The organism is Actinoplanes sp. NPDC051405 (genome assembly GCF_055586185.1).
The window spans coordinates 656,713-670,446 of the sequence record NZ_JBVJIR010000002.1 but is presented as its reverse complement, the minus strand read 5'-3'; the positions used below and the strand labels follow the sequence as shown (position 1 = coordinate 670,446).

Below are 13,734 nucleotides of genomic sequence, written 5' to 3'. Positions count from 1 at the left end.
CCGGGAGGTCGGGGACCCCGCCCGGGGCCCGCGCTTGCCCGCGTCGGTGTCGACGCCGGCCCGGTCCTCACCCGGAGCACCCCATCGCGAACACAAGGGTTGCCGGCCAGCAAGCCGGGGCTTCGCGCTGGCACTCATGACCTGAAAGCACCGTAGCAGAGCCCTCGGGGTCAGGCCTGCCAGGCGGTGACGGTCGTTACAAACTCCGGCCCGGGCATCGACCCGCGGCGGCGGTCCGAGCTATCTTTCGGCCTCGCAATACCCATCGGCTTTATAGGATTCGACGGTGCATCCGTGATTCAGATCCAAGGTCTGCGCAAGACCTACCACTCCCGCCGGCGCCCTGCCGTCGTCGCGGTCGACGGCGTTGATCTCAGCGTCGCCCGGGGCCAGATCTTCGGCGTGCTGGGGCAGAGCGGCGCGGGCAAGAGCACCCTGCTGCGCTGCGTCAACCTGCTGGAACGCCCGGACGCGGGGACCGTGGTGGTGGACGGCGTCGAGCTGACCGCCCTCAAGCGCGGACCGCTGCGCGCGGCCCGGCAGCGGGTGGGCATGGTGCATCAGCACTTCGCGCTGCTGGCTTCCCGTACGGCGGCCGGCAACGTCGCCTTCCCGCTGGAGGTGACCGGCGTGCCGCGGGCCGAGCGGGCGCGGCGGGTGGCCGAGCTGCTCGAGCTGGTCGGGCTGAGCGAGCGCGCGAACGCGTACCCGGCGCAGCTGTCCGGCGGGCAGAAGCAGCGGGTCGGCATCGCCCGGGCGCTCGCGGCCGGTCCGCAGGTGCTGCTCTCCGACGAGGCCACCTCCGCGCTGGACCCGGAGACGACCCGGTCCATCCTGGATCTGCTGCACGAGCTCAACCAGCGGCTGGGACTCACCATCCTGCTGATCACCCACGAGATGGACGTGGTCAAGCGGATCTGCCACGCCGCCGCGGTGATGCGTGACGGCCGGTTCATCGAGTCCGGTCCGGTCGCCGACCTGCTGCGCCAACCTGGTTCGGAGCTGGCGCAGGGGCTCTTCCCGTTGCCGCCGGCCGAGCCGCGGCCGGGGGAGACGCTCGTCGACGTCACGGTCAGCGGCGCGGCGGCCGACGAGCCGATCGTGGCCGAGCTCGCCCGCCGGTTCCACAGCGACGTGCGGATCGTGCACGGCGCCGTGGAGACCCTGGCCGCGACCCGGGCCGGGCGGTTGCGCCTCGCCCTGCCCGGCAGCGCCGACGACAACGCCGCCGCGCTGCGCCACCTTCGCGAGCGCGGTGCCCTGGTGACGGAGGCCGGGCGATGACCTTCGCGGAGCTTTCCGAGCTGCTCTGGACCGGCGTACGGGAAACAGCCTGGATGGTCGGCTTCTCCGCCCTGCTCACCGCCGTCGGCGGGCTGCTGGCGGGCATCCTGCTGGTGCTGACCGACCGCGGCGGGCTGCTCGCCGCCCGGCCGGTCAACGCGTTGCTCGGCCTGGTCGTCAACATCGGCCGGTCGCTGCCGTTCATCATCCTGCTGGTCGCGGTCATCCCGTTCACCCGTGCGGTGGTCGGCACGACCATCGGCACCACCGCCGCCGTCGTGCCGCTGACCATCGGCGCCATCCCGTTCTACGCCCGGATCGTGGAGACCGCGATCCGTGAGGTGCCCGGTGACGTCGTGGCCGCCGCCGTGGCGATGGGTGCGTCCCGCCGCCAGATCGTCGGCAAGGTCCTGCTCCGCGAGGCCCGCCCCGGCCTGGTCGCCGGGCTGACCATCACCGTCGTCGCCCTGGTCGGCTACTCCGCCATGGCCGGCGTGGTCGGCGGCGGCGGCCTGGGTGACCTCGCCGTCCGCTACGGCTACCAGCGCTTCGAGACCGACGTGATGATCGCCACGGTGGTCGTGCTCGTCGTGCTCGTCCAGGCCGTCCAAACGCTGGGCGACGTCGTCGTCCGGCGCCTCTCCCACCGATAGAAGGGCACCACCTCATGCACCGCCGCTTGCTCGCCACCCTGCTCACCGCGACCGGTCTCGTCCTGGGCCTGGCCGCGTGCGGCGGGTCCGACGACGCCGCCGGGTCCGCCGGCGACGACACCCTCAAGGTCGGGGTCAGCCCGGTTCCGCACGCCGAGATCCTCACCTACGTCAAGGACAACCTGGCCGCGGCCGAGGGCCTCAAGCTCGACATCGTCGAGTTCAACGACTACATCCAGCCCAACGTCGCGCTGCGGGAGAAGCAGATCGACGCCAACTACTTCCAGCACGTGCCGTACCTCGAGGAGGAGGTCGCGGCCAAGGGCTACAAGTTCACCGCGCTCAAGCCGGTGCACATCGAGCCGCTGGGCGTCTACTCCAAGAAGGTCAAGTCGCTGGCCGAGGTGCCCGCCGGCGGGGTCGTGGCCATCCCGAACGACCCGTCGAACTCGGGCCGGGCGCTCAACCTGCTCGCCCGGAACGGCCTGATCACGCTCAAGCCCGGCGTCGGGGTCAAGGCGACCGAGCGGGACATCGCCACCAACCCGAAGAACCTCGAGTTCTCCTCGCTCGAGGCGGCCCAGCTGCCGCGCAGCCTGGAGGACACCGCGCTCTCGGTGATCAACGGCAACTACGCGATCGAGACCGGGCTCAAGCCGGCGCAGGACGCGCTCGCCCTGGAGGACGGCAAGGACAACCCGTACGCGAACCTGGCCGTCGTGCGCACCGGCGACGAGAGCGACGCGCGGGTGGTCAAGCTGGAGAAGCTGCTGCACTCGCCCGAGGTCCGCAAGTTCATCGCTGACAAGTACCAGGGTTCGGTGCTGGCGGCCTTCTGAGCGAAGTGTCGTACCCGTACGGCAGAGTGTCAGGGGTGCGTAGCCCTACCGCCCCTGACACTGCCCACCCCCGCGACTGGCTGCCGAGCTACCTGGCGCTCGCCGCGATCTGGGGCACCAGCTTCCTGTTCATCAAGGTCGGCGTCCGTGAGCTGCATCCGCTGGGGCTCACCTTCGCCCGGGTCACCGCGGGCACGGCGGTCCTGCTGATCGTGCTCGCGGTGACCCGCGACCGGCTGCCCCGCGACGCCCGGCTGTGGGGCCATCTCGCGGTCGTGGCCGCGCTGGGCGTCTCGGTGCCCTTCACCCTCTTCGGGTACGGCGAGCAGCGCGTCTCCTCGGTGCTCGCGGGCATCTGGAACGCGGCCACCCCGCTGGTCGCGTTGCCGCTGGCGGTGCTCGTCTTCCGCACCGAGGCCCTGACTCCCCGCCGGGTGGCCGGCATCGCGACCGGCTTCCTCGGCGTGCTGGTGGTGCTGGGCGTCTGGCGCGACCTCGGCGGCTCGCAGCTCACCGGGCAGCTCATGTGCTTCGGCGCCGCGATGTGCTACGCCGTCGCGATCCCGTACCAGAAGAAGTTCATCGCCGGCCGGGCCGGCTCCGGGGTGTCGATCGCCGGCGGGCAGCTGCTGATGGCCCTGGCCAGCTCGCCGTGCTGGCGCCGCTGCTGGCCGGCGCACCGCCCGCCCCGGCGCAGCTCTCCCTGCAGGTGGTGCTGTGCGTGCTGGCGCTGGGCGCACTCGGCACCGGGCTGGCGTTCGTGCTCAACATGCGGGTGATCCGGGTGGCCGGCGCGAGCACGTCGGCGTCGGTGACCTACCTGATGCCGGTGGTGGCGACGGTGGTCGGCGTGCTGATCCTGGGCGAGCACCTGATCTGGAACCAGCCGCTGGGCGCGCTGATCGTGCTGGCGGGCGTGGCGATCTCCCAGGGGGTGTTGTCCCGCCGCCGCGGTGCCCGGCCGCCGGACGACCCGGTGGCGGCGAGTCCCGGCCCGGCGGCGGCTGCCCCCTGACCGTGCCTCAGGCCTGCCCGAGGATGGCGGCGCGGGTGGGGCGCCGGTCGAGTTCCATGAAGCGGTCGGCGCCCTCCAGCCCGGCGAAGCCGGCCCGCCGGTAGACCTCGTGGGCGTCCTTGGTGGCGAGCATGAGGCGGAGGACACCCCGGGCGGTGAGGTCCTCGACGATGCTGTCGACCAGCCACCCGCCGAGCCCCCGGCCGCGGTGCCCGGCGGCGACGAAGACGTCGCAGATCCACGCGAAGGTCGCCCCGTCGGTGACGATCCGGGCGAAGGCCACCTGCTCGTCGCCGTGGAAGACCGAGTACGGCAGCGAACCCTCGATCGACCGCGCCACCACGTCATAGTCCCGCCCGGCAGCCCAGTACGACTCGTCGCACAACCACCGGTGCACCCGCCCGACGTCGACGCGCGTGGCGTCGGTGGTCAGCACGTAGTCGCCCCGCCGGCGATCCCCCATGAGTCCTCCTCCGTTGCCCGCCCCAGGATGCCAGAGGCGTCCGGCGAGGCTCAGCCGACCTCGCGCACCTTGCCGGCCTCGACCTCGTGGACGAAGCCGCGCACCGGGTCCTTCACCGGGATGAACGGGGCGGCCTCGATCCGCCGCAGCGACTGCCGCACGATGATCTCCCGGGTGCCGAGCAGGCCGTACGGGTTGAGCCGCGCCTCCATGCAGGCGACGACGGCGACGTGCTTGGCGGGCGGATACGGGTCAGCTCGGGCGGTGGTCGTAGGCGGCGCGGGCGCGGTGCACCTCGGCGATGTGGGTCTCGGCCCAGCTCTTGATGGCCCGCTGCAACGGCAGCAGCTCGTGGCCGAGGGCGGTCAGCTCGTACGACACCTGCACCGGGACCGCCGCGGTGACGGTGCGGGTCACCAGGCCGTCGCGTTCCAGCTTGCGCAGCGTCTGGGTGAGCATCTTCTGGCTGGCCCCGGCGACCTCGCGGGACAGTTCGGCGTACCGCAGCGGCCCGTCCGCCAGCGCGGCCACCACCAAGGTCAGCCATTTGTCGCTCAGCGTGCCCAGCAGGTCGTGGCCGGGGCACTCGGCGAGGTTGGCGTTGTAGGCGCGGTGCGCCGCGTCCCGGCGCTCTGCGGCGGACCTCGTGACCATCGCGGCGGGCTCCTCCCGGTACGGTACGCACTCCCGGGTGCGTCCTTACCGCCCGACGATATCGCCCCTAGCGTCGCCACCATGAGAGCCGTGATCGTGCGCCGCTTCGGCGGTCCCGAAGTCCTGGAAGTGGCCGACCTCCCCGAACCCCGCCCCGGCCCGGGCCAGGTCCGGATCCGCGTCGCCGCGGCGGCCGTGAACCGCATCGACCTGTCCACCCGCAGCGGCGCGATGACGCAGGCGGGCCTGCTGCCGCCGGCTGACGAGGTCAACCTGGGCTGGGACGTCGCGGGCGTGATCGACGAGGTCGGTCCGGGGGTACGCCGCCGCGCCCCGGGCGACACCGTCACCGGCCTGCGTGACGTCCTGTCGGCCGGCGGCGCGCAGGCCGAGTGGGTGGTGCTGGACGAGTCCGCGACCGCCCCGGCGCCCCGCTCGGTGAGCCTGCCGGAGGCGGCCACCCTGCCGCTGATCGGCCTCACCGCCGACCGCGCGCTGTCCCTGACGGGCCTGCGAGCGGGCCAGACCCTGCTGGTCACCGGTGCGGCAGGCGGGGTCGGCGGCCTGCTGCTGCAACTCGCCGCCATCCGCGGGATCCGCACTGTCGCGGTGGCGGCCGGGGCCGACGAGAAAACGGTACGGGAACACGGCGCCGACGAGTTCGTGCCCCGCACGGACCGGCTGGGCGCGGCAGTCCGCGACGTGGTCCCGGGCGGCGTGGACGCGGTCGTCGACGCCGCCGTGGCGGGTGTCACAGCCCACGAGGCGCTGCGCGGCGGAGGGGTGTTCGTGGCCCTCGTCGCCCCGTTCGCCCCGCCACCGCTGCGCGCCACCCGCGTCGTCGTCCAGGAGGTCTGGGCCGACGGCGGCCGCCTGACGGAACTCGCGGCGCTGGTCGACGCGGGTCTGCTGACGCTGCGCGTGGCGGACACCATCCCACTGGCCGGCGTGGCCCGGGCCCACGAGCGGCTGGCCGCCGGTGGCCTGCGCGGACGGTTGGTGCTCGTGCCCTGACAACCGTTCATCAAGGCTTCACAATGCCTACCTATTGCATGGATATGGTGGCGCCATGACGAGATCCGTACACCTGAGCGCCGGCGGCCCGGACGCCGCCCGCCGCCGGGCCGAGGAGGCGGCAGTCCGGCGCCAGTTCGAGAAGGACGCGGTCTGGAGCCGGATGATCGCCCCCGGCGGCCGGGTCCCGGACCTGCCTTTGATCGAGGTCGACCTGGGCCCGATCCACCTGCGCCGGCTGCTGGCCACCGGGCCGCTGGTCCTGGTCTTCATCCGGTACGCGGGCTCGGCGGCCTGCGAGGAAACCCTGGTGGCATACCAGCGGACTCTGGCCCCGGCCTGCACGGACCTGGGCGCGCACCTGGTGGCGGTGAGCCCGCAGCGGGCCGAGCTGCTGGCCCCGGTCAAACACCGCAACGACCTGAGCTACCTGGTGGCGGCCGACCCCCGGCACACGCTGATCGACGCGTTCGGCCTCGGCTACCAGGCGCCGGAGGCCACCGAACTGCTGGGCACGCGGCGGTCGGTTTTGCCGTACCCGAGCGTGGTGGTCGCGGACCGCACGGGAACGGTGCGCTACGCGGACGTGCACCCGTTCACGGCGGCGCGCACCCCGGCGGCGCCGATCATCGCGACACTGCGCCAGCAGATCGCCTCGATCCCGGTGGCGCCGCGCGGCCGGCCGTAAGTCGTTCGAGGGGTTCTGGTTCGCTGCCGGCACCGGCCGCCATGCTCCGAAACTGCCGATCATCCATGAATCGACGTCAACGGTTACTCGGGCGACCGCTGATCCGCGTCCGGAAGAGACCGCAGGCTCGGGCCTTGGCTACGGCCGGTCGGTGACGCGCCGCTGCGCTCCTCCATCATGGGGGACCGGACGCTGCAATCGGGACGCGAGCTGGGCGATGAGGAGATCATCACCTTCGCGCGATGCCACTTCCCGTTCGGCGCTCTGGTGGTCACTCCCAGCCGGATCATCATCCTGTTGCACGCAGATGCGCAACGGGCACCCGGCATACCGGCCAAAGTGTCGGCACCGGCAGGGAACGGGGCATCCGTGCAGCCCGCACGATGATCGCCGCGCACGAAACCTACTCGTTGCGAGCTCGCTGAGCGATGCCCGAACACGTTCAGTTGTCGGAAGCGGCTTCGTAGCTGTAACCATCGGTGGGCGCGAGTGCCAGGAGTCGATCGAGGACTGGTTCGGTGTTGGTGCCCCACATCTTCGACAGCACCCACGTCTTTTCCCCGTCGTGCAGGGGCGCCTCGATGAACCAACGCCCGATTCGCTTGTGGGAGCCGGGATGGGCAGTCGTGAAGGCGGCTGCGAGCTGTTCACCGGTGAGGGTTCCGTCCACGGAAACGAACCGGGATCGAGGGATAGCAGTCGCCAGCGTCGGCGCGGTGACACCTGCCTGGTGAAGAGCGGTTACCAGGGCGAGGACTGCCCGTCGCTTGCGCAGGGGTTCGGTTCGGCCTGCCGGGGTGATGATTTCGTAGGGGGTCCAATCCCTGGTGTCGGTGTTGACCGCACGGGCCTGTGTCTGACGGCGTCGCAGCTGGACGGTGAGCTCGCTGGCCTCGGGCAGAGGGATGACCTGCTGGACATCGAGGAGCAGGCGGCTGTCGACCTTGTACGGGGTGAGGCGGACGCACCGCACGTCGAGGCCGTATACGTCATTGAGCCAGAGGACCGTCGTGGTGATCTCGCGGTCGAAGCCACCCGCGACCAGCATGACGCGAACTTCGCGGCTGAGTACGGCCTCTTCGCCGCCGGCATCTTCGAGGAACTCGGCGAGCCGCGTGCGGGCTTCCTCGACGGCGTCGGGCTCGACCTTCGCCAGGTAGAGCTCGTAGTGCTCGACGAGGTCCTCGAAGGTCATGACCGACACCATCGCCGCGTACCGCAGGGCTTGTAGTTCGAGGTGACCGCCGTCTGTGGTGCGCTTCAGCTCGATGACCACCAGATGCCCGGTGCGGTCGACACCGAGCAGATCAATGCGGCGGCGGGCGTCAGCGAATGCCCCGAACTCCTCGGAGACCACCAGTACGTCCTCGACGATCATGTCCAGCCGTGCCCGCAACAGCCGCTGCAGGTCGGCCCGTTCCAGCACCTGCTCGGCGGCGAACGTGGTCGACGGAACCGGCACCAACTCATCAGTGGTCATCTCGAACAGCGGCATCCGTACATCCTGACGACCGCACGCTCTTACGGGAAGCGCGAGACGGCCCGACAGGGTCTTGTCACTCCCGCCCGAGGCACGCGCTACGGGCCCGTACCGAAAAGGAGCATGTCGGCGACGAAGCAGGTCACCGCGCCGGACGCGTCGCGGCCGATCCAGGTCGGGTAGACGCCGTCGCCCCAGCCGCTCGACCAGGCCACCATGCCGCCGCCGGTCAGGGTGGTGAAGCGGTCGAAGTCGAACCGCTCCCACTCCTCGGCCAGCCGTTCGCGGTTGTCCTCGTCGACGAAGCAGCCCAGCCCCGCGTCGACGCCGAAACCGAAGAACTCGCCGTCGCCCAGGTCAAGGTGGTCCTGGCCGTCACGCAGGGCCAGCTCCCAGCCGGCGGTGGGCGAGTCGGCGATCTGCAGGCGGACGGCAGCCACCCGGCGATGGCCCGGATCGTCGGTGAAGGTGGCCAAGCTGATCGTCACCGCGTACCCGCCCGGCGCGACCGTGACAGTGAACGGCTCCTCGCCGTAGTCCAGCGACGACGGGTCGGCGGCCACCAGCCGCCCGGACGGCAGGTGCAACGGCCCGGCGGAGTGGGTGGAGATCCGCATGGTCCGGTCCCGGACCGGCCGCTCAGTGCCGTCGGTGAAGAGCTCCTCGATCCGGTACGGCCGCAGCGGCCGAGGCGGCTGCCACGGGCGTACGCCGGTCCGAACCTGTAGTGAATGCGCCGACGCGTCGACGATCCCGGGCCGGCCGTCCCCGGCGAACTCCAGCAGCGGCTGCCACTCGCCGAAAGCCGGAACCGGCGTACGCGGCGCCGGCGAGTCGGGCGTGTAGTCCTGCTTGCGGAAATTTTCCTGCTCGACGAGATCGGTACGGCGGCCGTTGAGCTCGAAGGTGACGGTTGTTGTCGTCGTACCTCTCCATCGGCGTGCCTGGCGCAGAAAGAGGTCGCCGGTCCGGGTTTTCCGCCACTGGTGGCGGGATGCCCGCCCGCCGAAGCCGTCGAAGCGGGTCAGCCCGACATGACCCTCGCCGAGCGCGACGTCGAGCACGGCGTGCGGCCGCCCGCCGACAAGCAGAACCACCGAGTACGGCTCACCGGCAGCATGCCGAGCCTCGGCGATGTCCCTGGTGAGCGGGTTGACCACCGCGTCATCCCAGCCGTCGCAGTACACCGCCGTGAGCGTCGCCCCCATGAGCGGCGATCCTAGAAGACTCCGACCAGCCGCAGCGGGCAGGCAGGCGGCCTAGCCGACGTTTCTCTTCAGGACATACTCGAATCTGTTCTCGTCGTGAAAGGCGGCAACAACCTCCCAGCCCTCGGCGCCCAGCGCGTTGAGGATCTGCATCGGCGTTCCCGCAAGACCGCTGCGGGTGTCCTGTCCTTCGCCCTCCGGCCCGGCCCAGTAGACGCTCCAGTCCTGAACCTGGAACGTCTTCTTGAAGATCCAGCCGGTCTCTTCCGCGTGTTCACCGATGAACGTCACAACGAGGTGCGCATGCTGCCAGCGGCTCATCGCCTGATGGTGCACGTCCGGGTCACTCACACGCCATGCCCGCGGCCGCTGATCAGCACCCAATGAAGGTTGAGCACCGAGATCTTCGGCTGTGGGGTCACGATGTTTTCATGAGACACCCGCACCTTCCGCTGCGCCTGACGGGGATGTGACTGGTCGCATCGACTGCTCGCCGGCCTTACTTGCTCTGGTGTTCCAGACGGAAGAGGCGAGGCAGCGAGTGCCCGGCCGCTCAGGCGAGGCCGTACACCTCGTTGAGGTCGAGCAGGTGATGGCCGGCGACGGCGTGTTCCTCGAGGTTCAGTACGAGCACCAGGAACACGTTGGCTGTCTCGCACTGGACGAGGACGTGCTGGTACGGCGTGCCGGTCATGGTCCAGCCGTACGGCACGTCCCCTTCCGAGAAGTCGTGCCCGCCGAAGTCTTCCGGGGGGATCGCGTCGAAGTACGGCCAGAAGTCGAACGGCGGTTCCACGTCCGTGTCGAGCGGCGCCGGTTGGGGCACCGTCGTGGCCTTGAACTCTTCCTTGGTCAGCTTCCGCACCCGATCAGCATGCAGCGCCCACCTGATGCGGCCGCGAGGGGGCCACTCACTCGGGCGAACCCGCAGGTGCCACCGCAACCGGCGCCGTCTTTGCGCGTTCACCAGGCGTGCGGAGAATCGCGAGCTTGGCGCTGGTCGTCGCGTGCGGCGGGGTGCTGGCCGGATGCGGGAGTGCGGACGGCGGCTCGGGATCGACCTCGCCCGGCGGGAGCGCCGACGAGTCGCGGCCGGGTGGGTGGGAGGCGATCGTCGACAGGGTCATGCCGGGTGACCACCTGATGCCGGATGGTGGCCGCCCGCCGACCATGCCGGACAGCGGCGATCAGGGCCGGATGCCGCCGGCCGGCGGCCAAGGAGCCGGCGGTCAGGGCACAAACGGCCAGGGCACAAACGGCCAGGGCACAAACGGCCAGGGCGCAAACGGCCAGGGAGTGAACGGACAAGGCCCCGGTGGGCAGGGGCCCGGTGGGCAGGGAGGGCCGCCGCCGGTATTCAATGGCGGCGCGCCGCATGCCGGGCTCGACACGCCGGCTCCACCACCGCCCGCGCCGCCGCACCACGGGCCGCCGCCGATTCCGGACAAGCCTGCGCCGCCGCGACAAGGCCCGCCGCCGGTTCCGGCAAAGCCTGCCGTGGCCCCGGTGCGGACGATGGAGCCGGGCAACGCACCACCGACCATGACGCGCGTGGTCGTGGTGACCCCCGGCATGGGACCGGACACCGTCAGGCCGGGCATCGGACGGGCTGTCCCGGCGAATCCAGTGATGGGCCAGGAAAGGGGCACTTCGATGTCGGGCGGCGGTGACAACGGCGGGATGCCGGCCACCCGCTGATGGCCGAGGGGGAACGTGGTCAGCCGGCGGGTCGCCGCACGCCGCCGACGGACACCAAGTCTCTGCGAGAGCGGATCCGGGAACGGGAGTGGCGCACGTGGTCCCTCGAGAAGTGGACCGCGGTACTCAGCGCGGTGGCGACGGTGCTCACCGCGGTCGTCGCCCTCGGGTGGTGGGCCGGGCCGATCGTCGTGAAGAAACTCGCCTCGCGTGCGGCGAGTTGCGGCATCTCCGACAAGGGCCGGGTGCTGCTCGACGCCGCCTGGCTGACGGTGCCGGCCGGCACCGCAGCATATCCGCGGCCCGCGGTGACCGGCTCGTGCAACTCGCGCGGTGGCGGTCAGACGGTGACACGGCGTGCTACGGGGACCTACGACGTCAGCCTGGAGGATCTGGGCGTCGACAGCGGCACCGTGGAAGTGACCGCAGTGTCCGGCGTGCACCGGGTCTGCGGCACGAGTCGCTGGGGCCGCGCGGCCGACGGCTTGGACCTGCTGGTCCGGGTGAACTGCGTGGACGGCCGCGGCGAACCGGCTGACTCCGGGTTCGCGGTCCGCTTCCTCCAGGCGGTTCCGGGCACCGGCGCGCTGGCCTACCTGCGCTACGACCTCGGCAGCGCGTCACCCTTCATCCCGGACGAGAACTACAGTTTCAACTCGTTCAACGTCCCCAACTCGGTCGAGCGCCGAGGCGCCGGCGTGTACGAGGTGTTCCTGCAGGGTGTGCAGCGGTCGGCGGAGAAGAGGATGCCGGGCGTCGTGAAGGTGACCCCCGTGGGCGAGGTTGTCCACGTCTGCAACCCGACGATCTGGTATCCCCACCACGAGAAGACCACGGGCGTGGACTCGATGTTCGTCAAGGTGGAATGTTTCGACGCAGCCGGAGCTCCGGTCGACAGCCGCTTCACCCTCACCTACTCGGTCAATCTGGCTGCCCTGCCGGGGATCGTGATCGAGGGCGCCCAGCTGTGGAGCAACGATGCGGGTGCGCGCAGCTACACGCCCAGCTCGCTGTACCAGTTCTCGTCCGCCGGTCGACTGGCCATGGTCGAGCGCCGATCCGCCGGTGACTACCTGGTGAAGATGCCGGCCGCCGAACTCACCCGCGGCGGGCACACGCAGGTCTCCGCCTACCACACCGCCGCGTCCTGCCACCCGGATGCCGTCCCGGACGAACGGGACGACGTCGTCACCGTCCGGGTCCGCTGCTGGGCCCGCGGCGCCCCCACGGACGCCCGCTTCTCACTGCTGTTCCAGAGTTAAGGCAGCACCGGCCGGGGCGGCGCCAACCCCCGCCCGCCGCACATCCAAGGCTGCGCAGACAGTCGCCAGCGCCAGCATGGCCACGCAGATGACCAGCCCGTGCGCCACCGCCTCCCGCGCCACCCCCGCCGTGATGCCCGCCAGCACCACCCCGGCCACCGCTGCCGTCGCGATCGTCGCCGAGATCCGCTGCGACACCTGCAGGAATCCGCCCGCCAGCCCGGCCGCCGAGGCCGGCGCGTGGGCCAGCGTCAACGCCTGGTTCGGCGAGATGATCAGGCCGCCGGAGACCCCCATCGCCAGCTGGGTCACCGTCAGCGCGATGCCGATCTGTTCCGCCGGCACCCAGCCGATCACCGCCGCCGTCAGCGCCAGCGTCACGAATGATCCGGTCAGGGCCCACACCACGCTGATCCGGCCGTACCGGCTGACCAGGCGCCAGCTCTGCGACGAGGCGATCGCGAAGCCGAGCGAGCTGGGCAGGATCGTCAGCGCCGCGTGCAGCGGCGACCAGCCGAGCCCGTCCTGCAGGAACAGCGTGAGGGCCAGCGACGCCGACATGGTCGCGCCGAACTGGAACATCGCGGTCAGGGCGCCGAGGCTGAAGCCGCGGGAGCCCAGCAGGGCCGGGAGCAGGATCGGGGTGCGGCCGCTGCGGGCGTACCGTCGCTCCCAGGCGATCAGCGTGACCAGCGCCGCCGCCGCGACCACCGGCCACCAGAACCGCGGCGGGCCCTGGCCGTCCGGCAGGACGAAGGGCAGCAGCACGGCGAGCGTGGCCGTGGCCAGCAGGGCGAGCCCGGCCAGGTCCAGGGCCGGCCGGGTGCCGGGCCGCCGGGCCGCCGCGGGCAGCCATTTCAGGGCCAAGGGTACGGTGATCAGCCCGAACGGCACGTTGAGCAGCATCACCCACCGCCACCCGTGCTGCTCGCCGAGCGCCCCGATGACCGTGCCGCCGACCAGGGGCCCGATGACGCCGGAGATCCCGCCCACCGTCGCGTACGCCGCGAGGGCGCGGGTCCGCTCGCGCCCGGTGAACAGCTCCTGGATGATGCCGAAGATCTGCGGGTTGACCGTGCCCGCGCCCACGCCCTGCAGCAGCCGGGCCAGCGCGACCACCCACGCCGACTCCGCCGTGCCGCCCACCACGCTCGCCGCGGTGAACAGGCTCAGCCCGCCGACGAACAGCCATTTGCGGCCGTGCGCGTCGCCCAGCCGGCCCGCCGGCACCAGGGCCAGCCCGAATGTGAGCGAGTAGCCCGCGACGATCCACTGGAGGGTGCCGGGCCCGGCGTCCAGGGCTGTGCGCAGCGACGGGATCGCCGTGTTGAGGCTGGACTGGTCGAGCAGGGTGGTGAAGGCGGCGCACAGGCAGATCGCCAGCGAGACGGTACGGCGGTTCGGCACGCCCAGACCGTAGGGGAGGGCAGCCCCGGGTGGTTAGGACGCAGCTCGCTTCCAGCAGGCGGGACGGGG

15 protein-coding genes, 1 pseudogene and 1 riboswitch are annotated in these 13,734 nt (G+C 71.4%); of the genes and pseudogenes, 8 read left to right on the top strand and 8 right to left on the bottom strand.

The genetic code is table 11. From position 1 onward, the window contains the following. Window positions 1–25 precede the first annotated feature (25 nt). Window positions 26–142: riboswitch (SAM riboswitch) on the bottom strand. Between the two features lie 152 nt (window positions 143–294). The 4 genes and pseudogenes from ACZ6S4_RS07555 (at window position 295) to ACZ6S4_RS07540 (ending at window position 3,791) form a co-directional block, all read left to right on the top strand. Then, entirely contained in the window at window positions 295–1,284 is a 990-nt protein-coding gene (locus ACZ6S4_RS07555) for a methionine ABC transporter ATP-binding protein (RefSeq protein WP_465474103.1), read from the top strand. Next, complete coding sequence (locus ACZ6S4_RS07550; RefSeq protein WP_465474102.1) at window positions 1,281–1,937, top strand: methionine ABC transporter permease; 657 nt, start codon at window positions 1,281–1,283, stop codon at window positions 1,935–1,937. The genes ACZ6S4_RS07555 and ACZ6S4_RS07550 overlap by 4 nt, the downstream gene beginning before the upstream one ends. 14 nt (window positions 1,938–1,951) lie before the next feature. After that, entirely contained in the window at window positions 1,952–2,776 is an 825-nt protein-coding gene (locus tag ACZ6S4_RS07545; protein WP_465474101.1) for a MetQ/NlpA family ABC transporter substrate-binding protein, read from the top strand. Window positions 2,777–2,811: 35 nt separating this feature from the next. Then, window positions 2,812–3,791: pseudogene (locus tag ACZ6S4_RS07540) on the top strand (DMT family transporter). Between the two features lie 7 nt (window positions 3,792–3,798). Here ACZ6S4_RS07540 and ACZ6S4_RS07535 read toward each other — a convergent pair. Genes ACZ6S4_RS07535 through ACZ6S4_RS07525 form a run of 3 tightly spaced genes read right to left on the bottom strand, consistent with a single transcriptional unit; the run spans window position 3,799 to window position 4,908 of the window. Further along, the gene (locus tag ACZ6S4_RS07535) at window positions 3,799–4,254 is read right to left on the bottom strand and encodes a GNAT family N-acetyltransferase (protein WP_465474100.1); all 456 of its coding nucleotides are present in this window, start codon (window positions 4,252–4,254) and stop codon (window positions 3,799–3,801) included. A 50-nt stretch (window positions 4,255–4,304) separates the two neighbouring features. Then, on the bottom strand, window positions 4,305–4,466 hold the full coding sequence (locus ACZ6S4_RS07530) for a hypothetical protein (protein WP_465474099.1): 162 nt from the start codon (window positions 4,464–4,466) through the stop codon (window positions 4,305–4,307). A 40-nt stretch (window positions 4,467–4,506) separates the two neighbouring features. Next, complete coding sequence (locus ACZ6S4_RS07525) at window positions 4,507–4,908, bottom strand: winged helix-turn-helix transcriptional regulator (protein WP_465474098.1); 402 nt, start codon at window positions 4,906–4,908, stop codon at window positions 4,507–4,509. Window positions 4,909–4,989: 81 nt separating this feature from the next. Here ACZ6S4_RS07525 and ACZ6S4_RS07520 point away from each other — a divergent pair, with 81 nt between their 5' ends. Both ACZ6S4_RS07520 and ACZ6S4_RS07515 read left to right on the top strand, forming a co-directional pair. Further along, window positions 4,990–5,922, top strand: coding sequence for an NADP-dependent oxidoreductase (locus tag ACZ6S4_RS07520; RefSeq protein ID WP_465474097.1), 933 nt, complete (start codon window positions 4,990–4,992; stop codon window positions 5,920–5,922). Between the two features lie 55 nt (window positions 5,923–5,977). Further along, window positions 5,978–6,610 carry a redoxin domain-containing protein gene (locus ACZ6S4_RS07515; RefSeq protein ID WP_465474096.1) on the top strand — a complete coding sequence of 211 codons (633 nt, stop codon included), beginning with the start codon at window positions 5,978–5,980 and terminating at the stop codon, window positions 6,608–6,610. A 442-nt stretch (window positions 6,611–7,052) separates the two neighbouring features. Here ACZ6S4_RS07515 and ACZ6S4_RS07510 read toward each other — a convergent pair whose 3' ends face one another. The 4 genes from ACZ6S4_RS07510 to ACZ6S4_RS07495 all read right to left on the bottom strand — a co-directional run bounded on the left by ACZ6S4_RS07510 (window position 7,053) and on the right by ACZ6S4_RS07495 (window position 10,163). Further along, window positions 7,053–8,105 (bottom strand): hypothetical protein, encoded by a 1,053-nt coding sequence (locus ACZ6S4_RS07510; protein ID WP_465474095.1) that lies wholly within the window; start codon window positions 8,103–8,105, stop codon window positions 7,053–7,055. A gap of 83 nt (window positions 8,106–8,188) precedes the next feature. Beyond that, a complete protein-coding gene (locus ACZ6S4_RS07505; protein ID WP_465474094.1) occupies window positions 8,189–9,298 on the bottom strand; it encodes a DUF4241 domain-containing protein in 1,110 nt (369 codons plus the stop codon). 51 nt (window positions 9,299–9,349) lie between these two features. Then, entirely contained in the window at window positions 9,350–9,619 is a 270-nt protein-coding gene (locus tag ACZ6S4_RS07500) for a hypothetical protein (RefSeq protein WP_465474093.1), read from the bottom strand. Window positions 9,620–9,851: 232 nt separating this feature from the next. Continuing rightward, entirely contained in the window at window positions 9,852–10,163 is a 312-nt protein-coding gene (locus tag ACZ6S4_RS07495; RefSeq protein ID WP_465474092.1) for a hypothetical protein, read from the bottom strand. 125 nt (window positions 10,164–10,288) lie between these two features. Here ACZ6S4_RS07495 and ACZ6S4_RS07490 point away from each other — a divergent pair, with 125 nt between their 5' ends. Continuing rightward, window positions 10,289–10,996, top strand: a complete 708-nt coding sequence (locus ACZ6S4_RS07490; protein ID WP_465474091.1) for a hypothetical protein — start codon at window positions 10,289–10,291, stop codon at window positions 10,994–10,996. Continuing rightward, window positions 10,996–12,258, top strand: coding sequence for a hypothetical protein (locus tag ACZ6S4_RS07485; RefSeq protein WP_465474090.1), 1,263 nt, complete (start codon window positions 10,996–10,998; stop codon window positions 12,256–12,258). The genes ACZ6S4_RS07490 and ACZ6S4_RS07485 overlap by 1 nt, the downstream gene beginning before the upstream one ends. Here ACZ6S4_RS07485 and ACZ6S4_RS07480 read toward each other — a convergent pair. Beyond that, entirely contained in the window at window positions 12,238–13,665 is a 1,428-nt protein-coding gene (locus tag ACZ6S4_RS07480) for an MFS transporter (RefSeq protein ID WP_465474089.1), read from the bottom strand. The two genes, ACZ6S4_RS07485 and ACZ6S4_RS07480, sit on opposite strands and share 21 nt — an antisense overlap. Between the last annotated feature and the right edge of the window lie 69 nt (window positions 13,666–13,734).